Source organism: Georgenia sp. Z1491, from assembly GCF_049856175.1.
GTDB lineage: Bacteria > Actinomycetota > Actinomycetes > Actinomycetales > Actinomycetaceae > JB111.
In genome coordinates this window covers 115,759-140,063 of sequence record NZ_JBNDNA010000007.1, presented here as the reverse complement: position 1 = coordinate 140,063, position 24,305 = coordinate 115,759, and the positions used below count along the sequence as shown (strand labels likewise).

Sequence of the window (24,305 nt, the reverse complement as noted above, 5' to 3'; positions counted from 1 at the left end):
GCCACGGTGACGAGAGGACGACTGGCGCCGCCGAGCGGCGGAGGTGTCGTCGCGGTCCTCGCCCTGGCGGGCATGACGGCCTCGTTCATGCAGACGCTGCTCATCCCCATCCAGTCGGAGCTGCCGGAGCTGCTCGGCGCCACCCGCGACGACACCGCCTGGGCCATCACGAGCACGCTCCTCGCCGGGGCGATCTGCACGCCGATCTCGGGACGGCTCGGCGACATGTACGGCAAGCGGCGCGTCCTCCTGCTCCTCGTGGGTGCGCTCGTGGCGGGCTCGGTCGTCGCCGCGCTGGCCTACTCGGTCGTCCCCCTCATCGTCGGTCGCGCGCTCCAGGGGGCGGGTCTCGGCGTCATTCCCCTCGGCATCTCCGTCCTCCGCGACGTCCTGCACCCCGACCGTCTGCCGTCGGCCATCGCCCTCGTCAGCGCCACCCTCGGCGTCGGTGCCGCGCTCGGCCTGCCGATCAGCGCGGCCGTCACCCAGTACGCCGACTGGCACGTGCTGTTCTGGGGAGCCTCCGCACTCGGTCTCGTCCTGCTCGTACTGGTGGCGTGGGTCGTTCCGCCGAGCACGCTGCGCACGGGCGGCCGGCTCGACGTCGTGGGCATCGTCGGGCTCACCGCCGGGCTGACCGGTGTACTGCTCGCTGTCTCACGCGGGAACGACTGGGGCTGGACGTCCCCGCTCACGATCTGGCTCACGCTCGGTGGCGTCGCCGTCCTGCTTGCCTGGGGCGTGTTCGAGCTACGGGTCCCCAACCCGCTCGTCGACCTTCGGGTGTCGGCCCGCGGGACCGTGCTCGTGACCAACCTGGCGTCCGTCGCGATGGGGTTCGCCCTGTTCACCGCCAACGTCGTCTTCCCCCAGCTGCTCGAGCTGCCCCGGGAGCGCGGCGGACTCGGGCTGTCGTTGATCCAGTCGGGGCTGGTCCTCATGCCCCTGGGTCTGGCCATGCTCGTCATGTCACCCGTCGCAGGACGCCTCATGGGCCGCTTCGGCCCCAAGCCGCTGCTGGTCTCCGGGGCCCTCGTCATCGCGCTCGGCTACGGCCTCTCCGTCGTGGCGCCCCTGGACGTCGGCCTCGTGCTGCTCGTCAATCTGCTCGCCGGTGTCGGGATCGGCCTCGGTTTCGCGGCGATGCCCTCGCTCGTCATGAGCGCGGTGCCGTCGACGGAGACCGGCGCGGCCAACGGCCTCAACCAGTTCATGCGCAGCCTCGGCACCACCTCGGCCGCCACCGTCGTGGCGGCGGTCCTGGCCCGGTCCACGACCAGCGTGGACGGCGTGGAGGCGCCCGGCATCGACGGCTTCCGTGCGGCCCTGGTGCTCGGGCTGGTCAGCGCCCTGGTCTCCGCCGTTCTCGCGAGCCTCGTCCCGCCCCCGCGCCGCCACGCCGGCGAGCACGCGTCCATGCCGGAGGGCCGGTAGGTCGCCGGGGTCAGCTCGTTCGCGAGCCGCCCGGACCGACCAGCCACCGCGCGGCGGAGGCCACGTCCGGGTGCGCGAACTCGAAGCCGTCAGCGACGAGCGTCTCGGGGCGCATGCGCTGGGAGGCGAGGACGTCGGCAGCGAACTCGCCGAGCACGGCGCGCAGCGCGAGGCCCGGCACCGGGAGCCCGAACGGCCGGCGGAGCTCGTGCGCGAGGGCAGCGAGCACCTCGCGCTGGCGCGCCTCGCCGGGCGCCGCGAGGTTGATCGGGCCGACCCGCGCGGAGCCTGCGAGATGGAGCTGGGCCCGGACGTGGTCCTCCAGCGTGATCCACGGCCACCACTGCTGCCCGCCGCCGAGCGGCCCGCCCAGGCCGGCCCTGAGCAGGGGCAGCATCCGGCCGAGCGCGCCGCCGCGGGGGGCCAGCACGATCCCGGTGCGCAGGAACGCGGTCGGCACCCCGGCCTTGACGGCGGGCGCCGCCGCGGCCTCCCAGGCGGCCGACAGGTCGGCCGTGAACCCGCGTCCGGCGGGGGAGTCCTCCGTGAGGACCTCCTCACCGCGGTCCCCGTACCAGCCGACCGCGCTGCCCTGCAGGTAGCGCACCCCCGGGGCCGTCCGACCGGCCTCGAGGGCGCGGGCGAGCGTCGTCGCCAGCAGCGAGGTGCTCGACGTGCGGGACAGCAGGGCCGTGCCCTTGTAGGCCTCGGTCCACCGTTTGTCGCCGAGCCCCGCCCCCGCGAGATTGACGACGAGGTCCGCGCCGTCCAGCGCCGCCACATCCAGGAGGGCGTTCGCCGGGTCCCACGTGGCGTCGTCCCGTCCGGCGCGTCCCGACGACGGCCGCAGCAGCCGACGTACCCGCCAGCCGCGCCGGTCCAGCGCATCGACGAGGGCGCTCCCCACGAGCCCGGACGAACCGGCGACGACGGCGAGCCGGCCGTCCTGGTCCTCCCGGCGGGTGGTCACGTCAGCCCAGCCGCGCGAGCAGGGAGGATGCCTCCTGGCGGGAGCTGCCCTCCTCGGTGAGGTGGCGGAGCTGCTCGGGGACCTCCTCGCCGCGGCTCGTCATCGCCTGGCCCCACAGGCGCCCGGCCCGGTAGCTCGAGCGGACCAGCGGTCCGGCCATGACGCCGAGGTAGCCCAGCTCGGTGGCGATGTCGGACAGCTCGACGAACTCCTGCGGCTTGACCCAGCGGTCGACCGGGTGGTGCCGCAGGGAGGGCCGCATGTACTGGTTGATGGTGATGAGGTCGGTGCCTGCCTCGCGGATGAGGCGCAGGGCCTCGACGACCTCGTCGAACGTCTCACCCATGCCGAGCATGATGTTGGACTTGGTGACGAAGCCGTCGTCGCGTGCGGCGCGCAGGACCGAGAGCGAGCGGTCGTAGCGGAAGCCGGGACGGATGCGCCGGAAGATGCGCGGCACGGTCTCGACGTTGTGCGCGAGCACCTCCGGGCGCGAGGAGAAGACCTCGGCGAGCTGGTCGGGGTCCGCGTCGAAGTCGGGGATGAGCAGCTCGACGCCGGTGCCCGGGTTGAGACGGTGGATCTGCCGCACGGTCTCGGCGTAGAGCCAGGCGCCGCCGTCGTCGAGGTCGTCGCGGGCCACGCCGGTGATAGTCGAGTACCTCAGGCCCATCCGGCGCACCGAGCTCGCCACCTTGAGCGGCTCCGCGCGGTCGAACAGGGCCGGCTTGCCGGTGTCGATCTGGCAGAAGTCGCAGCGGCGCGTGCACTGGGACCCGCCGATGAGGAACGTCGCCTCGCGGTCCTCCCAGCACTCGTAGATGTTGGGGCAGCCCGCCTCCTCGCAGACCGTGTTGAGTCCTTGGCCGTGCACGAGGTCCTTGAGCTCGTTGTACTCCGGTCCCATCGTCGCGCGCGTCTTGATCCACGCCGGCTTCGCACCGATGGGCGTCTCGGCGTTGCGCTTCTCGACGCGCAGCATCTTGCGCTCGCCCGGCGCGGTCCTTCGCGGGCGCACCGGCGGGGCCGAGGCGGCCGGGGCCGGCTGGGCGTCGACCTTCGCGTCGCCGTGCCCGCCGCAGCCGCACGACCCGCCGCCCCCGCAGCCGCACGAGCCGCCACCCGAGCCGCACGGGCCCCCGGTGGCGCCGACGGCCTGCAGGCCGAGGTCGACCTTGACGTACTCCCCGTTCCCGCCGGACCGGGACGCGGCCGGGGCCGGTGCGGGCGGGGCGGTGACGGCGTCGGCCGCGACGTCGGGCAGGGTGTGGGCGGCCGTCATCGGCAGCAGGTGCCGGACGAGCGCACGTTCCACGACGTCGGCGACCTCGGCGAGGGTCAACGACCGGCCGAGGGCCTCGCTCAGCGAGGTGACGCCGGCGTCCGGGATGCCGCAGGGGACGATCCGGTCGTAGGAGGTGAGATCGGGGGCGACGTTGAGGGCGATGCCGTGCATCGTCGTGGCCCGGGCCACGCGCACGCCGATCGCACAGATCTTCGCGTCGACGCCACCGTCCGTGCCCGGCACCCACACGCCGGTGCGGCCCGGCACGCGCGTGGTGCTCAGCCCGAGCTCGGCGCACGCCTCGACGACGGCGTCCTCGAGGGCCCGCACGTAGGCCACGACGTCGACGGGCTCGGCGAGGCGGACGATCGGGTAGACGACGAGCTGGCCGGGCCCGTGCCAGGTGATGCGGCCCCCGCGGTCGACGTCGACGACCGGGGTGCCGTCGGTGGGCCGGTCCGACCGAGCCGTGCGCCGGCCGGCGGTGTAGACGGGGGCGTGCTCGAGCAGGAGCAGCGTGTCGCGGGACTCGCCCGCTGCGACCCGGGCGTGCACCTCGCGCTGCAGGTCCCACGCCGTGCCGTAGTCGGTCAGGGTGGTGCCGAGATCGAGCCTGCGCAGATCCATACCCTCGATGCTAACCGTGCGGCGAAGCTCCGCGTCCACCTGGACAGACCGTGGCCGCAGGGCGGACGACGGCGGGCCCCGTCACCCCCTGCGCAGGGGTGACGGGGCCCGCCGGTGCTGCCGGTGTCAGAGACCGAGGTCGCCCTCGAAGGAGCCCTCCTCGAGGCGTGCCTTCATGGTCTGGAGGAACCGGGCGGCGTCGGCGCCGTCGACCAGCTGGTGGTCGTAGCTGATCGCCAGGTACATCATCGAGCGGATGGCGATCGCCTCGTTGCCGTCGGTGTCCTTCACGACCACGGGGCGGCGCGTGATGGTCCCCGTGCCGAGGATGGCGACGCCGGGCTGGTTGACGATCGGCGTGTCGAACAGCGCGCCGCCGGAGCCGGTGTTGGTGACCGTGAAGGTCGCTCCGCTCACGTCGTCCGGTGTGACCTTGCCGGTGCGGGCCCGGTCGGCCTGCTCGGCGATGCGCTTGGCGATGCCGCCGAGCGTGAGGTCGCCGGCGTCCTTGACGACCGTGACCATGAGGCCCTTCTCGGTGTCCACCGCGATGCCGACGTTCTCCACGTCGTGGTAGATCACGTTCTCGCCGTCGATCTGCGCGTTGAGCTTCGGGTGCGCCTTGAGCGCCTCCGTCGCGGACTTGACGAGGAACGGCAGGTACGTGAGCTTGACGCCCTCGTTGGCCTGGAACGTCGACTTCGCCCGCGTGCGCAGGTCGGCGATGCGGGTGAGGTCCACCTCGACGACCGTCGTCAGCTGCGCGGTCGTCTGCATCGACTCCATCATCCGCTTGGCGATGACCTTGCGGGTGCGGGACATCTTCTCCGTGGTGCCGCGCAGGGTCGACGCCGGCGGGACCGTCGTCGGGGCCTTGGCGGCGGGCGCACCGGCCGGAGCGGCGGACGCGGCCGCGGGTGCCTTGGCCGCCTCGGCGGCGGCCTCGACGTCCTGCTTGCGGATGCGGCCGCCGACGCCGGACCCGGAGACCGTGTCGAGGTCGACGCCGAGGTCGCGGGCGAGCTTGCGCACCAGCGGCGTCACGTAGGAGGTCGCGCCGGCGGCGTCCGCGGGCGGGGCTGGCTTCTCCGTCGGGGGCTCGGGCTTGTCCTCCGGCGGGGCCGGGGGAGCGGCCTTCTCCTTCGGGGGCTCCGGCTTGTCCTCCGGCGGGGCCGGCGGAGCGGCCTTCTCCTTCGGGGGCTCGGGCTCGTCCTCCGGCTGCTCGGCGGGCTTGTCCTCGGCCGGCTTCGACGGTGCCGGGGCGGCCTCCTCGGCCGGCGCGGCGGCGGACGAGTCGGCGTCGCCTCCGATGATCGCGAGCACGGCCCCGACCTCGACCGTCTCGTCCTCGCCGACCTTGATGTCGGTGAGCGTGCCCGAGAACGGGGACGGGACCTCGGTGTCGACCTTGTCGGTGGAGACCTCGAGCAGGGGCTCGTCGACGGCGACCTCGTCCCCGACGGCCTTGAGCCACTGGGTGACGGTTCCCTCGCTGACCGACTCGCCCAGCGCGGGCATCGTCACCTCCTGGCCCCCACCACCACCGGTGGACGCGGACGCCGGAGCGGACTCCGAGGCCTCCTCGGCCTCCTGCTCGGCGGGCGCCTCCTCAGCGGGCTCCTCGGCAGGCTCCTCGGACTCCGGCTCGGCAGGCTCCTCAGCCTCGGCGGGGGCCTCGTCGGTCTCGGCGGGGGCCTCGTCGGCGGGTGCGTCGTCCGACCCGCCGCCGGAGCCGTCGCCGATCATCACGAGGTCGGTCCCGACCTCGACGGTCTCGTCCTCCTCGACGAGGATCTTCTCGATCGTGCCGGCCACGGGGGAGGGCACCTCGGTGTCGACCTTGTCGGTGGAGACCTCGAGCAGCGGCTCGTCGACCTCGACGGTGTCCCCGACGGCCTTGAGCCACTGGGTGACCGTTCCCTCGCTGACCGACTCGCCCAGGGCGGGCATCTTCACGGCTTCAGACATGATGTGTGCTTTCTCCTAGGGCGCGGGCTCAGTTGTGCGAGTGGAGCGGCTTGCCGGCCAGCGCGAGCGCTGCCTCGCCGACCGCCTCGTTCTGGGTGGGGTGGGCGTGCACGAGCGCGGCGACGTCCTCCGGGTAGGCCTCCCAGTTGACCAAGAGCTGGCCCTCGGCGACGAGCTCACCGACCCGGGTGCCGACCGCGTGGTAGCCGACGATCGGCCCGTCCTTCTCGCGGACCAGCTTGATGAACCCGGTGGTGCGCAGGATCTGTGACTTGCCGTTGCCCGCGAGGTTGAACTCGACGATCTCGACGTTGTCCTTGCCGTAGGTCTCCTCGGCCTGCGGCTGGGTGAGCCCCACGGAGGCGACCTCCGGCTCGCAGTAGGTGACCTTGGGGATGCCCGCCTCGTCGATGACGACCGGGTCGAGCCCGGCGATCTCCTCGGCCACGAAGATGCCCTGCTGGAATCCGCGGTGGGCCAGCTGCAGACCGGGGACGATGTCGCCGACGGCGTACACGTTCGGCAGGTTCGTGGCGAGGCGCTCGTTCGTGAGGACGAAACCACGGTCCATCTCCACGCCCTGCTCCTCGTAGCCGAGGTTCGAGGTGGCCGGGCCGCGGCCGACGGCGACGAGCAGGTAGTCGGCCTCGATCGACTTCCCGTCCTCGGTGGTCACCGTGACGCCGGAGTCGGTCTGCGTGACGCCGGAGAAGCGGGCGCCGGTGTGGAACGCGATCTTGCGCTTGCGGAAGGCGCGCTCGAGGGCCTTGGAGACCGCGGGGTCCTCGTTGGGCACGAGGTTGGGCAGCCCCTCGATGATGGTGACGTCCGCGCCGAACGACTTCCAGACCGACGCGAACTCGACGCCGATGACGCCGCCGCCGAGGACGACCACCGAGCTCGGCACGTGGTCGAGCGTGAGGGCCTGCTCGGAGGTGATGACGCGGCCGCCGAGCTCCAGGCCCGGGAGGGACTTCGAGTACGAGCCCGAGGCGAGGATGACGTTGCGGCCGACCAGGCGACGCCCGTCGACCTCGACGGTGTTGGGCGCGACCAGCGTGCCCCAGCCGGTGACGTACTCGATCGACGACGCCGAGACCAGGCCCTGCAGGCCCTTGTAGAGCTTCCCGACGACCCCGTCCCGGTAGCCGTTGACGCCGGGCATGTCGATGCCCTCGAAGGAGGCCTTCACGCCCACGTGCTCGGAGCCGTGGATCTCGTCCGCGACCTCCGCCGCGTGGAGCAGCGCCTTGGTCGGGATGCAGCCGCGGTGCAGGCAGGTGCCCCCGAGCTTGTCCGCCTCGACGAGCGCGACGCTCAGCCCCAGCTGCGCCCCGCGCAGGGCTGCGGCGTAACCGCCGCTGCCCGCTCCGAGGATGACGATGTCGTACTCCTGGTCTGCCACGTGCCTCTCCTTGCCGCAGGCTCGGCGGTCCACCTGACGGGACCGCCATGTCAACAGGTCCAACCGTAGTCGCCCGGCGCGGCCCGCCTCGCACGCGGGAGCCGGGCCTCGGGGCGCCTTCGGGTCGATCGTGTCACGGAGCGGGCCCCCGACGCTCGGCGAGGGCCCGCTGCGTCGGAGTCAGGCGGCCGAGCGGGCCTCGAGGTAGGACAGCATCGTGCGCACCCCGTACCCCGTACCGCCCACGTGCGTGTAGCCGTACGCGGCGGCGGAGTTGTAGCTGGGGCCCGCGATGTCGATGTGCGCCCACGGGGTCTCGCCGACGAACTGCTGGAGGAACACGCCCGCGGTGAGCATGCCCCCGGCGCGCTCGCCGGAGTTCTTGAGGTCGGCGACCGGGGACTTCAGCCCGTCCAGCTGCTCCGGCGGCAGGGGCATCGCCCAGGCGTCCTCGCCGGCCGCCCGGGCCGCGGCGACGACCTGCTCGCGCGCGGCGTCGGTCCCCATGACCCCCGCGGTGCGGTCGCCGAGCGCGACGACCTGGGCGCCGGTGAGCGTGGCGATGTCGAGCACCGCGTCCGGGGAGGCCGCCACGGCGTCAACGAGGGCGTCGGCCAGCACGAGACGGCCCTCGGCGTCGGTGTTCGTCACCTCGACCGTCGTCCCGTCGCGCTGGGTGAGCACGTCGGAGGGACGCTGCGCGGTACCGCTCGGCATGTTCTCGGCGAGCGGCAGGTAGCCGGTGACGGCGACGGGCAGCCCGAGCTCGGCGGCAGCCAGCACCGTGTGCAGCACCGCGGCCGCCCCGGCCATGTCGGACTTCATCGTCTCCATCGACTTCGGCGGCTTGAGCGACAGACCGCCGGAGTCGAAGGTGATGCCCTTGCCCACCAGCGCGTAGCGGCCCTTCGGACGCCTCGGCGAGTACGTGAGGGTGACGAGGCGCGGCCCGCGGGGCGACCCCTTGCCGACGCCGACCAGGCCGCCGTAGCCGCCCGCCTCGAGCGCGGCCTCGTCGAGGACCTGGACCTTGATCGAGGTCTTCCTCGCGAGCTCCTTGGCGCGGTCCGCGAACGAGGCCGGGAACAGCTCGCCCGGCGAGGCGTTGACGAGCTCGCGGGTGGCGTTGACGTGGGCGGCGACCACGCCGGCGCGGGACACGGCGGCGTCGACCTCCTTGCCCTTGCCCGCGACGAGCGTCAGGCGGGCCACCGGGGCCTCCGGCTCAGAGCGGTACGAACCGACGGCGAACGCCCCCAGCAGCGCCCCCTCGGCGACGGCGCCCGCGCGGGACGGCTCGTCGGCGGGCAGGGCGAGCACGGCGTGCGCGACGCCGGTCAGCGAGCGGGCGGCGGCACCCGCCGCGCGGCGCAGCGCCTCGGCGTCGAGGTCGTCGACCGGACCGACGCCGGTCAGGGCGACCGCGGGCGCCTTCCACGCGTCGGGCGCGGCGACGCGCACGACCTGGTCGGTTCGGCCGGTCACGCCGAGCGCGGCGAGCCGGCCGGTCAGCGCCCCGGCGTGCCTGCCGAGCGCGTCGCCCCCGACGAGGGCGGGTCCGTCGGCGGTGGTGCCGACCCCGACGACGACGACGTCGGCCGTGATCGAGGTCGCGGACTTGTGGCTGAGATCGAGTGTGGTCACCGCCCCAGGGTAGGACGCCGATGCGCCCCCGGTGACGTGGCGCCTACGCTGCGCGCGTGCCCCTGCCCGACCCGTACCCCGCGGCCTACCGCCACCTCATCTCCCGCATCGACGCCGAGGACGCCCACGTCGCCGCGGTGCGGGCGATCGGACTCGCCGGTCGCCTCGAGCCCGCCCGACGACTGCTCGCTGCGACGCTCGGGCGCCGGCCCGCGGTCCCGGTCGCCCCGGCACCGCACGGCCCGCTCGCGCGCCAGGTCCCCTCCGTCGTGGGACTGGCCGCCGGCATGGACAAGGACGGTCGCGCGGTGCTCGGCCTCGACGCGCTCGGCTTCGGCTTCGTCGAGGTCGGCACCGTCACCGCGCACCCGCAGCCGGGCAACCCGCGGCCCCGCGCCTGGCGCCACCCCGAGCTGCACGCGCTGCGCAACGCCATGGGCTTCAACAACCTCGGGGCCGACGCGCTCGCCGCCCGGCTGCGCGAGCTGCGGTCGACCCGCCGGGGGCGTGGCGTCGTCGTCGGGGTGAACATCGGCAAGTCCAAGGTGGTGCCCGTCGACGACGCGGCCCACGACTACGAGCGCTCCGCCCGGGTGCTCGCGCGCTGGGCCGACTACCTGGTCGTCAACGTGTCCTCGCCGAACACGCCGGGCCTGCGGAGCCTGCAGTCCGTCGAGCAGCTGCGCCCGATCCTGCGCGGCGTCCGGGCGGTGGCCGACGACGCGGCGGACCGGCGGGTGCCGCTCCTGGTGAAGATCGCCCCCGACCTCGCGGACCAGGACGTCGACGCCGTCGCCGACCTCGCCGGGGACCTCGACCTCGCGGGCGTCTCGGCCACGAACACCACCATCGACCACGACCTCGGCCCCGGCGGGCTGTCGGGAGCGCCGCTCACGCTCCGGTCGCGCGCGGTCGTCGCGCGGCTGCGCGACCGCCTGGGACCGGGGCCCACGATCATCGGCACGGGCGGCATCGGCTCGGTCGACGACGCCCGCGCGATGCTCGGCGCCGGGGCGGACCTCATCCAGGTCTACTCCGCGTTCGTCGAGCAGGGACCGCTGCTGCCGGGACGGCTCTCCCGACTCGTATGACCGGGGTCCTCAACGCCTTCGGCACGATCGGCGTCATCATCGGCGCGGGCTTCCTGCTCGCGCACCTGCGGATCGTCGACGTCTCCGTCCAGCGTGCGCTGGGCAAGGTCGTGTTCTGGGTGGCGGCCCCTGCACTGCTCGTGGGGGTCGTCGGGGACTCGGACCTTGCCGACATCGTCTCGGTCGGCGCGCTCGCGCAGCTGCTGGCCGTCGTCATCGGCATGGCCCTCGTGGCGGTTCCTGCACGGCTCGTGTGGGGTCACGGCCTCGTGGGCACCACCGTGGCCTCCTCGCTCGTGGGGTTCGTCAACGCCCTCAACCTCGGGCTCCCGCTCGCGATCCTCGCGCTCGGTGACGCGTCCGCGATCGTGCCGATGGTGCTGATCCAGCTGCTGTTCGTGCAGCCGTTGATGATCGCCGTCCTCGAGCGGTCCCGGCCGGGGACCGGGGGAGGTCCGGTGCGTGCGGCGGCGCGCACCCTCGTCCAGCCGCTCCTGCTGGGGACGGCCCTCGGGGTGGTGCTGTCCGCCACCGGCTGGGACCTGCCCACGGTCCTGGCCACCCCGCTCGAGATGATCGGGTCGATGACGATCCCGGCGATCCTCATCGGGTTCGGCGTCTCGCTGCGGCTCGGCCCGTCGATCGGTGCGGGCCGCTGGCGCGAGGTGGCCTGGATCACGGTCGTCAAGCTCGTGGCCATGCCCGCGGTGGCGGTCGGGGTCGCTCTCGCCCTCGGTCTGGACCGCTCGGCCACGCTCGCCGTCGCGGTCGTCAGTGCTCTGCCCTCGGCGCAGAACGTCTTCGTCATCGCCGGCGAGTACGGCCGCGGCGAGGACCTCGCGCGCGACGGGATCGTCGTGACGACCCTGCTCTCGTTCCCGGCGATCGTCGGGATCGCCGCGATCCTGGGCTGAGCCCGCCCGCTACTGCCTGGGCTGCACCGGCCCGCCGCCGATGCGCACCTGCGGCTTGGGCTGGCGCAGGAAGCGCGGGTACATCGAGCGGATGAAGGCGTACCAGACCGTGCCCTTGACGTACCGGTCGCCGTGCTCGGCGACGAGCCGCCGCTTGAGGATGAGCACCGCGATGACGGACGTGATGATCGACAGGACGAGCAGGAGGTACATCGCCATGACGATGGCGGCCTCGTACCCGGGCAGGAACTGCCCGACGACGAGCATCGCGAGCATGATGACGAACGCGCCGGGCAGGAAGATCTGCGAGGGCAGGAAGCGGGAGTCGATCCAGTCGCGCGCGGCGCGGCGCACGGGGCCGCGGTCACGGGCGGGCAGGTAGCGCTCGTCGCCGGTGCGCATCGCCTGCTGCTGGAGCGCGAAGTTCTTGTTGCGCTGCTCCTTGGCGCGCTTGCGGGCCGCCTTGCGGTCGTTGACGACCAGCGGCTGGCGGTTGCGCGCGGCGGCCTCGGCCTTCGTCGGGGTGGGGCGGCCCTTGCGTGGCGTGGCGCCCGGCGCCGACCGCTCGTCCGCGGCCAGGTCGTCGGCGCCCTCGCTGTGCTCGGGTGCCTCGGGGGACGCGTCGGTGCGGCGGACTCTCACCCCAGCAGGATAGTGGACGCCCGCCGGCGCCGGGCCGGGCGGCCCGGTGGCCCGAGGCACAGCTCGGGGCGGGAGGGACGGATCGAGCGGGGAGGGCAGGTCGCAGCTCGAGGAACGGATCGAGCGGGGAGGGCAGGTCGCAGCTCGAGGGACGGATCGAGCGGGGAGGGTACGTCTCTGCTCGAGGCACGGCGCGTGGGGGACCGGCGCTGGGTCGCTAACCTCGAGGGGTGAACATCGACGACCTCATCGCCCGCGCCGAGCAGGACTACCCCCGGGTGCTCGCCGAGCTACAGGAGCTCGTGACCATCCCTTCGGTCTCCAACCCCGCGTTCGACCAGTCGGCCGTGCGCGTGAGCGCCGAGGCGGTGGCGGGCCTGCTGCGCGGTGCCGGGATGCAGGACGTGCGGATCGCCGAGGCGACCACGCCCGGTGGCGCGGTCTCCCGCCCCGCCGTCCTCGGGCACAAGGTGGGCGTCCCCGGGGCACCGACCGTGCTGCTGTACGCGCACCACGACGTGCAGCCCCCCGGCGACGCGGCCGCCTGGTCGACGGAGGACCCGTTCGTCCCCGAGGTCCGCGGCGACCGCCTCTACGGCCGGGGCGCGGCCGACGACAAGGCAGGGATCATGGCCCACGTCGGGGCGCTGCGGATCCTCGGCGACGACCTGCCGGTCAACGTCACCGTGTTCGTCGAGGGCGAGGAGGAGATCGGCTCCCCGACCTTCCGTGACTTCCTCGAGCAGCACCGCGACGCGCTCGCCGCCGACGTCATCGCCGTGGCCGACTCGTCGAACTGGGCGATCGGTACACCGGCGCTGACGACCAGCCTGCGCGGCGTCGTCCAGGTCGAGGTCGAGGTCCGCGTGGCGCACCACGCGGTCCACTCCGGTCTCTTCGGCGGACCGTCGCTCGACGCCGTCACCTCCCTGGCCCGCCTGATCGCCACGCTCCACGACGACGACGGCAACGTCGCCGTCACCGGGCTGCAGACCTCGGACGCGGAGCTCGTCGACTACCCGGAGGCGGACTTCCGGGCCTCGTCCGGCATGCTCGACGAGGTGCGGCTCGCCGGCTCAGGACCGCTCGCCGGCCGGCTGTGGAACATGCCGGCGATCGCCGTCATCGGCCTCGACGCCACGCCCGTCGCGACGTCGTCGAACACCCTCATCCCGGCGGCGCGCGCCGCGATCTCGTTGCGGGTGGCACCCGGTCAGGCCCCCGCCGAGGCGGCCCGCGCCCTCACCGACCACCTGCAGTCCCACGCCACGCTCGGCGCTCAGGTGACGACGACCGTGGTGGAGGCGGGACCCGGGTTCGACGGCGCGGGCGACGGTCCGGCGCTGCAGGCCGCCGAGTGGGCGCTCGCCCGCGCCTGGGGTACCCGTCCCGTCCACCAGGGCATGGGTGGGTCGATCCCCTTCATCGCCGACCTCAAGGAGGTCTTCCCGCAGGCGCAGATCCTCGTCACCGGCGTGGAGGACCCGCAGTCCCGCGCCCACTCGGAGGACGAGTCGCTGCACGTGGGCGAGCACGCGCGGGCGGTCCTCGCCGAGGCGCTCCTGCTCGCGCGGCTCGGCGGGGTCGTCTAGCCGTGCGGGTGCTGCTCGCCGTCGACCGGGTCGGGGCGCTGCCGGCCGTGCAGGTGGCGGCCGCGCTGACGCAGGGCTGGGCGGCGGAGCGCCCGGACGACGAGCTCGAGGAGCTGGCCCTGTCCGACGGCTCCGCCGGTGTCCTGGACGTGCTGCCGCCGGGTGGGCGGGAGATCGTCGTGGTTCCGGGCCCCCTCGGCGAGCCCGTCCCCGCGAGCCTGGTCCGTGCCGGGCGGACCGTCTGGATCGACGCCGACGACGTCCTCGGCGCCCGCCTCGCCCCCGGCCGGGTCGCGGAGTGCCTGGAGGAGGGGACGAGCGCGGGGCTCGGGGCACTGCTCGCGCACGCCGCACACTCGGGAGCGGGCCGGGTCGTCGTCGGGCTCGGCGTGGCCGGGGTGCACGACGCCGGTGCCGGGCTGCTCACCGAGCTCGGCGGCGGCCCTGACGACGTGCCGCGGGCGGCCGAGCGGCTCGAGGGGCTCGACGTCGTCCTCGCCCTCGCCGTGGACGAGCCCCTGACCGGACTGCACGGCACAGGAGCGCAGCTGGCCGAGCGGCACGGCATCGATCCCGCCCGGGCGCAGGAGCTCGACGGACGCACCGGTCGCACGGCCGACCGCATCCTCCGGTCCGCCGGTGATCGTCGCGGGCGCACCGCCCTGCCGCTGCTCGGGCACGGCCATGCGGGCCACGAACACGCGGGCGGCGGCCACGCGGGCCACGGGACCACGGGGGAGGGGGCGCCCGCGAGCCGGCTGACCACGCGCACAGACGGAGGCGGCGCGGGCGGGGGCACCGCGCTCGCGCTCCTCGCTCTCGGTGCGCGGGCGTTCGACGGCGCCGACGTCGTGGCGAGCGAGCTCGGCCTCGGCGTGGCGCTCGACCGGCTGGCGGGCGTCGGTCTCGTGGTGACCTCGGCCGGCGAGGTCGGCCCCGACGAGGCTCGGCGGTCGGTCATGGCCACCGTCGGACGCGCCGCCGCGACCCGGGCGCTCCCGGTCGTGGCCGTCGGGCGCACCGTCACGTCCTCGCGTCGGGAGCTCGCGCCTGCCGGCGTGTCCGCGAGCGCCGCCCTGGTCCCGGGCCGGCACCCGGACGAGCCGCCCGCCGCGGACGACCCGGCGGCCCTGCGGTCGGCGCTCGTCGACCGGGGCACCCGCCTTGCTCGGACGTGGTCGCGGCCCTGAGGCCCGCGGCGCGCGGGGGCTGCCGCGCGCGACGTGACGGATCCGCCTCTCCCGGAGGAGGCAGGCGTGGACGTACCCTGGGACCGCGGGAACAGCGCGGGACCGATCCGCGTTGACCCTGCCACGCCCCGGTGGGCCCGGGACGAGAACCTGAGGAAGGACGTGCCATGACGGACACGACGATCGACGCCACCCACGGGGTCATCCTGACCGACGGCGCCGCCGCCAAGGTCAAGAGCCTGCTCGACCAGGAGGGCCGGGACGACCTGCGCCTGCGCGTGGCGGTGCAGCCGGGCGGCTGCTCCGGACTGATCTACCAGCTGCACTTCGACGAGCGTGTCCTCGACGGGGACCTGCTCCGCGACTTCGACGGTGTCGAGGTGGTCGTCGACAAGATGTCGTCCCCGTACCTCGACGGCGCATCGATCGACTTCGCCGACAGCATCGAGCGCCAGGGCTTCACCATCGACAACCCCAACGCGGGCGGCTCCTGCGCCTGCGGCGACTCCTTCCACTGACAACGGCCACGGCGCGCCGACGCACAGGTCGGCGCGCCGTCGTGCTGCCCGGACGACCCCACGACACCGAACCCGACGGAGACCTTGTGCGCCGACCCACCCGACTCGTGACCGCAGCCCTGCTCGGGGCGTCCCTCGTGCTCGCCGGCTGCTCCGGCTCCGACGAGGGCTCCGACGAGTCCGGGTCGGAGCAGGCGAGCGACGGCGAGGCGGCGACACCGCCCGGCGAGGACCTGCCGACCGTGAGCACCGAGATCGGCGAGACCCCGGTCGTGGAGTTCCCGGGCAGCGGTGCTCCCGCGACCCTCCAGTCCGAGGTGATCGTCGAGGGCGACGGCGCAGAGGTCGGTACGGACGACGTCGTCGTCGCGCACTACCAGGGCCAGATCTGGGACGGCGAGGTGTTCGACTCCTCCTACGAGCGGGGCGCGCCCAGCGCGTTCTCCCTCAACCAGGTCGTGCCCGGCTGGAAGGAGGGCCTGACCGGCACCCACGTCGGCGACCGGGTGGTCCTCTCCCTCCCGCCGGAGGACGGCTACGGGGAGCAGGGCCAGCCCGGCGCGGGCATCGAGGGTGACGACACGCTGCTCTTCGTCGTCGACGTCGTCGACACGTTCGCCCCCGACGCGCAGGGGCAGGCCGACGCGACGCCCGTGGAGCCGGCGCCCGACCTGCCGGTGACGATCGACGGCGAGCTCGGCGGCCCCGCCACGATCACGGTCGAGGAGGGCGCCGAGGAGCCCTCCGAGATGACCACGCACGTCATCGCCGAGGGCACGGGGGAGCCCGTCCCGGAGACACCGGGCAGCACGGTGGTCATGCAGTACGCGGCCGCCTCGTGGGACGGCACCACCACCGAGTCCACCTGGGAGCTGGGCTCCGTCATGTCCCAGGCCGTCGGCGCGGGCAGCGTCGCGGACCAGCTCACCGGCGTCCCGGTCGGTTCGCGCGTCGTCGTCCTCGCCCCGGCGCTGGCCGAGCAGGGCGTCCCGGCCTCGGCCTTCGTCTTCGACGTCGTCGGCGCGGTCGAGGGTCCCCCGATCGAGGGGATGCCCGGCGAGTCGGGCTCGGAGTCGGGGTCCGGCGAGAGCCCGTCCGAGAGCGCCTCCTGACGCGAGCGTCGCGGAGCCGGGCGGCCCCTCCCACCGGGTGCAACACGCGGGAACGGACCATTCGGTCGATGGCGACGCGCCGTCGTGACGGCGGGGTAAGGTGGCGGCTACGGGCCGAGGTTTCACGCGCCGAAGGGCTGCCCAGCCCACCTGCGCGTGGACGGCCGGCCCAGCTGTCAAGACGTCGGGAAAGGTCCACCGTGCGCAGTACTCAGTCCCACAAGCGGCGCACGCCGCTCCTCGCCGCCGCCGTGCTCGTGAGCGTGCTGCTCGCCGGCTGTGCGGGCGACCGCGGGCCCTCGGAGGAGGGGATGGGTCTCGACGTCGGCTTCCTGCCGTCCACACGGGACATGACGGACAAGACCGACCAGCTCATCAGCCTCTGGAACGGGACGTGGCTGGCCGCGCTCGCCGTCGGCGCCGCCGTCTGGATCATGACGCTGGTCTGCATCGTCGTGTACCGCAAGCGCAAGAACGACGACCGCCTCCCGGTGCAGACCCGGTACCACGTGCCGCTCGAGATGATGTTCACGGTCATCCCGGTGTTCCTGGTCGGGACGCTCTTCTACTTCTCGCAGGCCTCGACGGCGACGATGCAGGACACGGACGGCGAGGAGGACCTCGTCGTCAACATCTACGGCAAGCAGTGGAGCTGGGACTTCGTCTACACGACCGACGGCGTCTACTTCTCCGGGGACCGGATGAGCCTCACGGGGGAGGAGGGGGTCGAGGAGACGCTCCCGACCCTGTACCTGCCCGAGGGCCAGACGGCCGAGATCGTCGTCCACTCGCGCGACGTCGCGCACTCGATCTGGATCCCGGCCTTCCTCTACAAGGTCGACATGATCCCGGGCCGTACCGCCAGCTTCGAGGTCACCCCCACCCGTGAGGGCGTGTACTCGGGCAAGTGCGCCGAGCTGTGCGGCGAGTTCCACAGCGAGATGCTGTTCAACGTCGCGGTCGTGCCCCAGGAGGAGTACGACGCGATGATGCAGGAGTACCGGGACAACGGGTGGGAGGGCGACCTGCCCCCGGAGCTGGGACGTAACTACGACCTGCCCCGGTACCCGGTCGAGAGCGCGAGCGAGGGCAACTGATGGCAACGACGATCGAGCAGCCGGCCCACGCCGGCGAGGGTGAGGGTGTCCCCGGCCTGAGGCCGCGGAAGCAGTCGATGGGGAAGCTCTTCGTCTCCTGGATCACGTCGACCGACCACAAGGTCATCGGCTACATGTACCTCGTCACGTCGTTCGCGTTCTTCGCGATCGGCGGACTGCTGGCACTGGTGATGCGGCTCGAGCTGTTCTCGCCGGGCCTCATGCTGCAGTCGGCCGAGCAGTACAACCAGTTCTTCACCATGCACGGCACGATCATGCTGTTCCTGTTCGCGACGCCGTTGTTCACGGCGTTCGGCAACATCATGGTGCCGCTGCAGATCGGTGCCGCGGACGTCGCGTTCCCCAAGCTCAACATGTTCGCCTACTGGCTCTTCCTGTTCGGGGGGCTCCTCGCGATCGGTGGCTTCCTCACCCCGCAGGGCGCCGCGAGCTTCGGCTGGACCGCCTACACGCCGTTGTCCACGGAGGCCTTCTCGCCCGGCCTGGGCGGTGACCTGTGGGTCGTCGGCATCGCGATGACCGGTTTCGGCACGATCTTCGGGTCGGTCAACTTCATCGCGACGATCATCTGCTACCGCGCGCCGGGTATGACGATGATGCGCGTCCCCATCTTCACGTGGACGACGCTGGTGACCTCGCTGCTCGTGCTCATGGCGTTCCCGGTGCTCGCCTCCGCACTGTTCGGCCTCGGCTTCGACCGCGTGCTCGGCGGCCAGATCTTCAACCCGGAGGCAGGCGGCGCGCTCCTGTGGCAGCACCTGTTCTGGTTCTTCGGCCACCCCGAGGTCTACGTCATCGCGTTGCCGTTCTTCGGCATCATCTCCGAGGTCATCCCCGTCTTCTCCCGCAAGCCGGTGTTCGGGTACCAGACCCTCGTCTACGCGACGATCGCGATCGCCGCCCTGTCGATGACCGTGTGGGCGCACCACATGTTCACGACCGGCGGCGTCATGCTCGACTTCTTCTCACTGATGACGATGCTCATCGCCGTGCCCACGGGCGTGAAGTTCGTCAACTGGGTCGGCACGATGTGGCGCGGGAAGCTCACCTTCGAGACGCCGATGCTGTGGGCGCTCGGGTTCATGACGACCTTCGTCTTCGGCGGCGTCACCGGCGTCATCCTCGCCTCCCCGGCGCTGGACTTCATCCTCCACGACACGTACTTCGTGGTCGCGCACTTCCACTACACCGTGTTCGGCACGGTCGTGTTCTCGATGTACGCGGGCATCCACTTCTGGTTCCCCAAGTGGACCGGCAAGATGCTCAACGAGACGCTCGGGAAGATCACGTTCTGGCTGACGTTCATCGGCTTCCACACGACGTTCCTCGTGCAGCACTGGCTGGGCGCGCAGGGCATGCCGCGTCGCTACGCGGACTACATGGTCGAGGACGGCTACCAGCTCTACAACCAGATCTCGACCGTGGGCGCGTTCATCCTCGCCAGCTCGACGATCTTCTTCTTCATCAACGTGTACGTGACGATGCGCGGGCCGCGCACCGTCTTCGTCGACGACCCGTGGGGCTTCGGCAACTCCCTCGAGTGGGCCACCGGCTCGCCCGTGCCGCGGCACAACTTCACGTCCCTGCCCCGTATCCGCTCCGAGCGGCCGGCGTTCGACCTCCACCACCCCGAGGTCACGGCGATGGAGCACACCGCTCCCGACGAGGCCGTGCTGGCGGCCGCCGGCAGGGGCGGGCCGTCCACCACCCGACTGGAGGAGCGGCGATGACCGCACAGATGCCCGACGGCAGCGACACGCATCCGATCGGTGTCGAGGAGCAGCAGACGAGGATCCGGCCCATGCGGGTCGAGATCGTCATGTTCGCCGCGCTCACGGTGTTCTTCACGCTCTGCGGTGTGGTCTACGCGGCGGTCGCGGACTTCGAGTCGGTCGGCACCGTCGGGTTCCTGCTGCTCGGTGGGATGAACGGCTTCATCGCCTTCTACCTGTGGCTCACCGCCCGTACGACCGACGCCGCCGCGCGGTGGGAGGACGACCCGCACGCCGAGATCGCCGACCGTGCCGGGGACATCGGCCAGTTCGCGCCGCAGTCGTGGTGGCCGCTGGTGCTGGGTGTCGCCGCGACCCTGGGTTTCCTCGGGATCGCCGCGGGATGGTGGATCACCGGGCTCGGGCTCGTCGTCGCGCTGGTGGGCGTGGCCGGTCAGATGTACGAGTTCAACCGGGGCATCCACGCGCACTGACACCGCGGGGCGACCGCCGGACCGGGCCCGTGCTCCGTCGAGGGGCACGGGCCCGAGCCGTCTCCGGGCCCCCGGGAGCCCCAGGAACGGCCGACGGGCCCGCACCCCCTGCCCAGGGGAACGGGCCCGTCACGCTGTCGTACGCGGCCGTCAGGCGACGACGAGGCCGCTCGCGTTGGCCGTGGCCTTCGCGAGGCGCTCCGAGGCGTCCTGCCAGTTGGCGATGTTCCAGAACGCCTTGACGTAGTCCGCCTTGACGTTGAGGTAGTCGAGGTAGAACGCGTGCTCCCACATGTCGAGCATCAGCAGCGGCAGCGTGCCGACGGGCACGTTGTTCTGCTGGTCGAACATCTGGAAGACCACGAGGCGGCCCGAGACCGAGTCGTACGCGAGCACGGCCCAGCCGGAGCCCTGGATCGAGGTCGCCGCGGCGGTGAAGTGCGCCTGGAACTTCTCGAACGAGCCGAACGAGTCCTTGATCGCCTCGGCGAGCTCGCCCTCGGGCTGCCCGCCGCCCTCGGGGGAGAGGTTCTTCCAGAAGATCGAGTGGTTGATGTGTCCGCCGAGGTTGAACGCGAGGTCCTTCTCGAGCTTCGGCGCCGCGGCGAGGTCACCGGACTCCCGGGCCTCGGCGAGCTTCTCGAGCGCGGTGTTGGCACCCGTCACGTACGTGTTGTGGTGCTTGGAGTGGTGGAGCTCCATGATCTTGCCGCTGATGTGGGGCTCGAGCGCCGCGTAGTCGTAGGGCAGCTCGGGAAGCGTGTACGTCATGCGTGTCCTCCATCGTCTCTCCGGCCGTTCGCCGGGGGGTTGTCGTGCTCACGGGCCGCCGGCCCGCTCACTGGGTGCAACAGCACGTGCTCCCTATTGTTCCCCGTTCCGTGATCCGGCGCACGCGCGTGTCAGGGCCCGACGACGAACGGCGCCACCCGCTCGGGGTGACGCCGTTCGTCGTCGGGTTGTGGCCGGCTCAGTCGCGGATGAGCCGCGCGCTGGACTCCGAGCGCGGGGGCTCCTCGTAGTGCTCCTCGGCGGGGTCGGTGCCCTCGACGAGCCCGTGGCGGTGCTGCTCGGCCTCGGCCAGCTCGGCCGGGGTGACGGGCTCGACACGGTCCTCGTAGAACCACCGGGACAGGGCGATCCGCATCCTGCCGGGGCCCTTCTGACCCGCGGGACGGTCCACGCCGTTCTCGTCGACCTCGGGCTCCGCCACGAGCGGGCGGCCGGCCTCGTAGCCGACCAGCGTCCAGCGCTCGTGCTCGTCGAGCGGCCGGTGCCAGCTGTGCATCGAGCCGTCCGGGAGCTGCACGAGCCGACCGGTGTTGTGCCCCTCGAGCACGAGCTCGCGGTCGCGGCGCTGCAGCGAGAGACAGATCCGCTTCACCAGCGGGAACAGGATGAACGGCAGCACGATGAAGCCGATCCGGAACGCCCAGGTGATCTGGTTGATGGACAGGTCGAAGTGCGTCGCGATGATGTCGTTCGAGCCGGCCGCGTTGAGCAGGAAGAACTCGGCGATGATAATCACGCCGACCGCGGTCCGCACCGGCACGTTGCGCGGCCGGTCGAGCACGTGGTGCTCGCGCGTGTCCTTCGTGGCCAGCTGCTCGATGAACGGCCACAGCGCGAGGATCCCGAACATCAGCCCCGGGATGATCACACCGGGCACGAGCACGTTGAACGGGATCGTGAAGCCGCCGATGACCACCTCGGTCTCGCCCGGCATGAGGCGCAGGGAGCCCTCGAGGAAGAGCATGTACCAGTCGGGCTGGGCGCCGGCGCCCACGGGGGAGGGGTCGTACGGCCCGTAGTTCCACACGTTGTTGATCGACATGAGCGAGCCCATGAGCGCGAGCACGCCGAACACGATGAAGAAGAACCCGCCGGCCTTGGCCATGTACACCGGGAAGAGGGGGTAGCCGACGACGTTGTTGTCGGTGCGGCCCGGGCCGGGGTACTGGGTGTGCTTGTGCACCACCACGAGCATGAGGTGCACCGCGACGAGCGCGAGGATCAGGCCCGGGATGAGCAGGATGTGCACGGTGAACAGGCGCGGGATGATGTCGGTGCCGGGGAACTCGCCGCCGAACAGCCCGTAGCTCGCGTAGGAGCCGATGATGGGGATCGACTTCGCGACGCCGTCGGCGATCCGCAGGCCGTTGCCGGACAGGACGTCGTCGGGCAGGGAGTAGCCGGAGAAGCCGGCGAGCAGGCCCAGGATCATCAGGCTGAAGCCCACGACCCAGTTGATCTCGCGAGGCTTGCGGAACGCGCCCGTGAAGAAGATGCGGAACATGTGCGTGACGATCGCGGCCATGAACAGCAGGGCGGCCCAGTGGTGGATCTGCCGCATGAGCAGACCACCCTTGACCTCGAACGAGGTGTAGACGGTCGAGGCGTACGCCTCGGACATCTCCAGACCCTGGTGGGACACCGGCAGGGCGTCCAGGGGGTAGGTCGTGTGCCCCATCGAGGGGACGAAGAACATCGTGAGGAAGATGCCCGAGATGATGAGCGTGATGAAGCTGTAGAGCGCGATCTCGCCCAGGAGGAACGACCAGTGGTCGGGGAAGATCTTCCGCGCGAACTCCTTGACGAGCTTCGCGGCGCCGATCCGCTCGTCGAGGACCACGCCGGTCTTGCCGGCCAGGGTCGTCGGCGCGGGCGCGCGCCGTGCGTCGGGGGTGGCGGTCGTGGTCACTTGAGACGCTCCCAGTAGCTCGCCCCGATGGGCTCGTCGAAGTCGGCGGTCGCGATGAGGTAGCCCTCGGTGTCGACGGCGATCGGCAGCTGCGGGAGCGCCCGCTTCGCCGGGCCGAAGACGACCTTGGCGCCGTCGGTCATGTCGAAGGTCGACTGGTGGCAGGGGCACAGCAGCTCGTGGGTGGTCTGCTCGTAGAGCGCGACCGGGCAGCCGACGTGCGTGCAGATCTTGGAGTAGGCGACGATCCCGTCGTAGCTCCAGTCCTGCCGCTCGGGCGTCTCGACGAGGAGCTCGGGATCCATCCGGACGAGGATGACGACGGCCTTGGCCTTCTCCTCGTAGTAGTGCTCCTCGGCCTCCATGCCGTGGGGGACGATGTGGAAGACCGATCCGCGCGTGACGGAGGCGGCCGGCAGCGGGTCGCCGGTCGGGTCGATCGCGAGGCGGCGCCCGACGCGTCCGTCGGCGGTCTCGCCGAAGAAGGAGGGGTCGGCCTCCTCGGGCGTGTCGCCCCAGATCGTGTGGCGGAACTTGTCGACGTCCCAGTCGCGGCCGAGGTTGCCGACCAGCGGGACCACGAACGGCAGCGGCGCGAGGGCCAGCGCCCCGGCGAGCGCACCCTTGAGCAGCGGGCGACGAGCGATGTTGGAGTCGGCGGCGCCACGGCGGAGGATCTCCTGGGCCTCGGCGCGGCCCGCCGCGTCGGAGGCCTGCATGTGGCGCTCCTCGACCTGCTCCTCGTCGTTCATCAGCGACTTGGCCCAGTGGACGGCCGCGAGGCCGATCCCGAGCGCACCGATGCCCAGGCCGAGACCGAGGGCGAGGTTGGAGGTCCGGACGCTCATCATCTCGGCGTTCAGCGGCAGCACGACGTACAGGACGACGCCGGCGATCGAGGCGATGACGGACAGGACCAGCAGGATGACGACGATGGCCTCGGACCGCTTCGCGGCGGCCGGGTCGGAGTCGCCGAGGCGGTGCCGGTGCGGCTCGAGACCGGGATTCTCGAACCGGTCGTCCACCGCGACGTCCCCCGAGCGGTGCTCCGCGCGCGCCACGTCGTGGTTGCCGTTGTCGTTGGGCGGGGTGGTGCTCACGAGGACCTCGCTCCGATCCAGACCGAGGCGGCCACGAGGACGCCCATGCCGACGATCCACACCCACACGCCCTCGGTGACGGGGCCGACCGAGCCCAGCGACAGTCCGCCGACCGACACGTCGCGCTGGGCGACGAGGTAGGAGATGACGTCGCGCTTGCCCTCGGGAGTGATGTTCGCGTCGTTGAACACCGGCATCGACTGCGGGCCGGTCTGCATCGCCTCGTAGATCTCCGTCGGCGTCGAGCCGGACAGGTCGGGCGCGTAGCGGCCCTCCGAGAGGGCGCCGCCGGCGCCGACGGCGTTGTGGCACATCGCGCAGTTCGTGCGGAACAGCTCCATGCCGTTGGCGGCGTTGCCCAGCTCCGGGTCGACCTGCTCCGCGCTGGGGATCGCGGGGCCGGGGCCGAGGCCCGCGACGAAGGCCGCGACCTGGTTGATCTGCTCGGGCGTGAAGCTCGGGTTGCCCTCCGCCGCCTGGGGGCCGTTCATGCGCATCGGCATGCGGCCGGTCGCCATCTGGAAGTCCACGCTGGCCGCGCCCACGCCCACGAGCGAGGGGCCGATGTCCGTGCCGGTCGCGTCGAGGCCGTGGCAGGTGGCGCAGTTGGCCTGGAACAAGCGCTCGCCGGCCTCCGCGTCCTCCGAGGCGCTCTCGGCTGAGGTGGCGTCGGCGGTGCCCGCGTCGACGAGGGCGAGGACGCCGCCCGTCATGATCAGCGCGAGCAGGAGCAGGATCACCGGTGCGTACCGGCTCCTCCTGCGTGCGGCGAGTGCCTTCACGATTCT

The 24,305-nt window shown here is 72.4% G+C and carries 20 protein-coding genes and 1 pseudogene; 10 read left to right on the top strand and 11 right to left on the bottom strand.

The window, feature by feature from the left end:
• Positions 1–6 precede the first annotated feature (6 nt).
• Positions 7–1,434 (top strand): MFS transporter, encoded by a 1,428-nt coding sequence (locus ACPYO4_RS09095; RefSeq protein WP_425708906.1) that lies wholly within the window; start codon positions 7–9, stop codon positions 1,432–1,434.
• Between the two features lie 10 nt (positions 1,435–1,444).
• On the opposite strand, the gene ACPYO4_RS09090 is transcribed toward ACPYO4_RS09095, so the two are convergent.
• From ACPYO4_RS09090 to ACPYO4_RS09065, 6 genes and pseudogenes are all read right to left on the bottom strand, one after another.
• A complete protein-coding gene (locus tag ACPYO4_RS09090) occupies positions 1,445–2,404 on the bottom strand; it encodes a TIGR01777 family oxidoreductase (RefSeq protein WP_425708905.1) in 960 nt (319 codons plus the stop codon).
• 1 nt (position 2,405) lies between these two features.
• Positions 2,406–3,386 carry a lipoyl synthase gene (locus ACPYO4_RS09085; RefSeq protein WP_425708971.1) on the bottom strand — a complete coding sequence of 327 codons (981 nt, stop codon included), beginning with the start codon at positions 3,384–3,386 and terminating at the stop codon, positions 2,406–2,408.
• A 309-nt stretch (positions 3,387–3,695) separates the two neighbouring features.
• A pseudogene (gene lipB, locus ACPYO4_RS09080) lies at positions 3,696–4,316 on the bottom strand (lipoyl(octanoyl) transferase LipB); the annotation flags it as partial.
• A gap of 126 nt (positions 4,317–4,442) precedes the next feature.
• Complete coding sequence (gene sucB, locus ACPYO4_RS09075) at positions 4,443–6,284, bottom strand: 2-oxoglutarate dehydrogenase, E2 component, dihydrolipoamide succinyltransferase (protein ID WP_425708904.1); 1,842 nt, start codon at positions 6,282–6,284, stop codon at positions 4,443–4,445.
• Positions 6,285–6,312: 28 nt separating this feature from the next.
• The gene (gene lpdA, locus ACPYO4_RS09070; RefSeq protein ID WP_425708903.1) at positions 6,313–7,689 is read right to left on the bottom strand and encodes a dihydrolipoyl dehydrogenase; all 1,377 of its coding nucleotides are present in this window, start codon (positions 7,687–7,689) and stop codon (positions 6,313–6,315) included.
• A 180-nt stretch (positions 7,690–7,869) separates the two neighbouring features.
• On the bottom strand, positions 7,870–9,333 hold the full coding sequence (locus ACPYO4_RS09065) for a leucyl aminopeptidase (RefSeq protein ID WP_425708902.1): 1,464 nt from the start codon (positions 9,331–9,333) through the stop codon (positions 7,870–7,872).
• 62 nt (positions 9,334–9,395) lie between these two features.
• Between ACPYO4_RS09065 and ACPYO4_RS09060 the strand changes: the two genes are divergently transcribed.
• Together ACPYO4_RS09060 and ACPYO4_RS09055 are read left to right on the top strand one after the other, a co-directional pair.
• Positions 9,396–10,424, top strand: coding sequence for a quinone-dependent dihydroorotate dehydrogenase (locus ACPYO4_RS09060; protein ID WP_425708970.1), 1,029 nt, complete (start codon positions 9,396–9,398; stop codon positions 10,422–10,424).
• Positions 10,421–11,338 carry an AEC family transporter gene (locus ACPYO4_RS09055; protein ID WP_425708901.1) on the top strand — a complete coding sequence of 306 codons (918 nt, stop codon included), beginning with the start codon at positions 10,421–10,423 and terminating at the stop codon, positions 11,336–11,338. Before ACPYO4_RS09060 ends, ACPYO4_RS09055 begins: the two co-directional genes overlap by 4 nt.
• Positions 11,339–11,347: 9 nt before the next feature.
• Here ACPYO4_RS09055 and ACPYO4_RS09050 read toward each other — a convergent pair whose 3' ends face one another.
• Positions 11,348–11,980 (bottom strand): DUF3043 domain-containing protein, encoded by a 633-nt coding sequence (locus tag ACPYO4_RS09050; RefSeq protein ID WP_425708900.1) that lies wholly within the window; start codon positions 11,978–11,980, stop codon positions 11,348–11,350.
• Between the two features lie 230 nt (positions 11,981–12,210).
• On the opposite strand from ACPYO4_RS09050, the gene ACPYO4_RS09045 reads away from it, so the two are divergent.
• From ACPYO4_RS09045 to ACPYO4_RS09015, 7 genes are all read left to right on the top strand, one after another.
• Positions 12,211–13,572, top strand: a complete 1,362-nt coding sequence (locus ACPYO4_RS09045) for a dipeptidase (protein ID WP_425708899.1) — start codon at positions 12,211–12,213, stop codon at positions 13,570–13,572.
• A 2-nt stretch (positions 13,573–13,574) separates the two neighbouring features.
• The gene (locus tag ACPYO4_RS09040; protein WP_425708898.1) at positions 13,575–14,762 is read left to right on the top strand and encodes a glycerate kinase; all 1,188 of its coding nucleotides are present in this window, start codon (positions 13,575–13,577) and stop codon (positions 14,760–14,762) included.
• A 167-nt stretch (positions 14,763–14,929) separates the two neighbouring features.
• On the top strand, positions 14,930–15,280 hold the full coding sequence (locus ACPYO4_RS09035; RefSeq protein ID WP_425708897.1) for a HesB/IscA family protein: 351 nt from the start codon (positions 14,930–14,932) through the stop codon (positions 15,278–15,280).
• Positions 15,281–15,366: 86 nt separating this feature from the next.
• Entirely contained in the window at positions 15,367–16,392 is a 1,026-nt protein-coding gene (locus ACPYO4_RS09030; protein WP_425708896.1) for an FKBP-type peptidyl-prolyl cis-trans isomerase, read from the top strand.
• A 200-nt stretch (positions 16,393–16,592) separates the two neighbouring features.
• Positions 16,593–17,489 (top strand): cytochrome c oxidase subunit II, encoded by an 897-nt coding sequence (gene coxB, locus ACPYO4_RS09025; RefSeq protein ID WP_425708895.1) that lies wholly within the window; start codon positions 16,593–16,595, stop codon positions 17,487–17,489.
• A complete protein-coding gene (gene ctaD / locus ACPYO4_RS09020) occupies positions 17,489–19,240 on the top strand; it encodes a cytochrome c oxidase subunit I (RefSeq protein WP_425708894.1) in 1,752 nt (583 codons plus the stop codon). The genes coxB and ctaD overlap by 1 nt, the downstream gene beginning before the upstream one ends.
• The gene (locus ACPYO4_RS09015; protein ID WP_425708893.1) at positions 19,237–19,716 is read left to right on the top strand and encodes a cytochrome c oxidase subunit 4; all 480 of its coding nucleotides are present in this window, start codon (positions 19,237–19,239) and stop codon (positions 19,714–19,716) included. Before ctaD ends, ACPYO4_RS09015 begins: the two co-directional genes overlap by 4 nt.
• Positions 19,717–19,866: 150 nt before the next feature.
• On the opposite strand, the gene ACPYO4_RS09010 is transcribed toward ACPYO4_RS09015, so the two are convergent.
• The 4 genes from ACPYO4_RS09010 to ACPYO4_RS08995 form a co-directional block, all read right to left on the bottom strand.
• Complete coding sequence (locus ACPYO4_RS09010) at positions 19,867–20,487, bottom strand: superoxide dismutase (protein ID WP_425708892.1); 621 nt, start codon at positions 20,485–20,487, stop codon at positions 19,867–19,869.
• A gap of 199 nt (positions 20,488–20,686) precedes the next feature.
• Positions 20,687–22,417 carry a cytochrome b gene (locus ACPYO4_RS09005; RefSeq protein WP_425708891.1) on the bottom strand — a complete coding sequence of 577 codons (1,731 nt, stop codon included), beginning with the start codon at positions 22,415–22,417 and terminating at the stop codon, positions 20,687–20,689.
• Positions 22,414–23,517: a ubiquinol-cytochrome c reductase iron-sulfur subunit gene (locus tag ACPYO4_RS09000; RefSeq protein WP_425708890.1), complete on the bottom strand. Its 1,104-nt coding sequence runs from the start codon at positions 23,515–23,517 to the stop codon at positions 22,414–22,416. The genes ACPYO4_RS09005 and ACPYO4_RS09000 overlap by 4 nt, the downstream gene beginning before the upstream one ends.
• A complete protein-coding gene (locus ACPYO4_RS08995; protein WP_425708889.1) occupies positions 23,514–24,299 on the bottom strand; it encodes a c-type cytochrome in 786 nt (261 codons plus the stop codon). The genes ACPYO4_RS09000 and ACPYO4_RS08995 overlap by 4 nt, the downstream gene beginning before the upstream one ends.
• Positions 24,300–24,305: the final 6 nt, after the last annotated feature.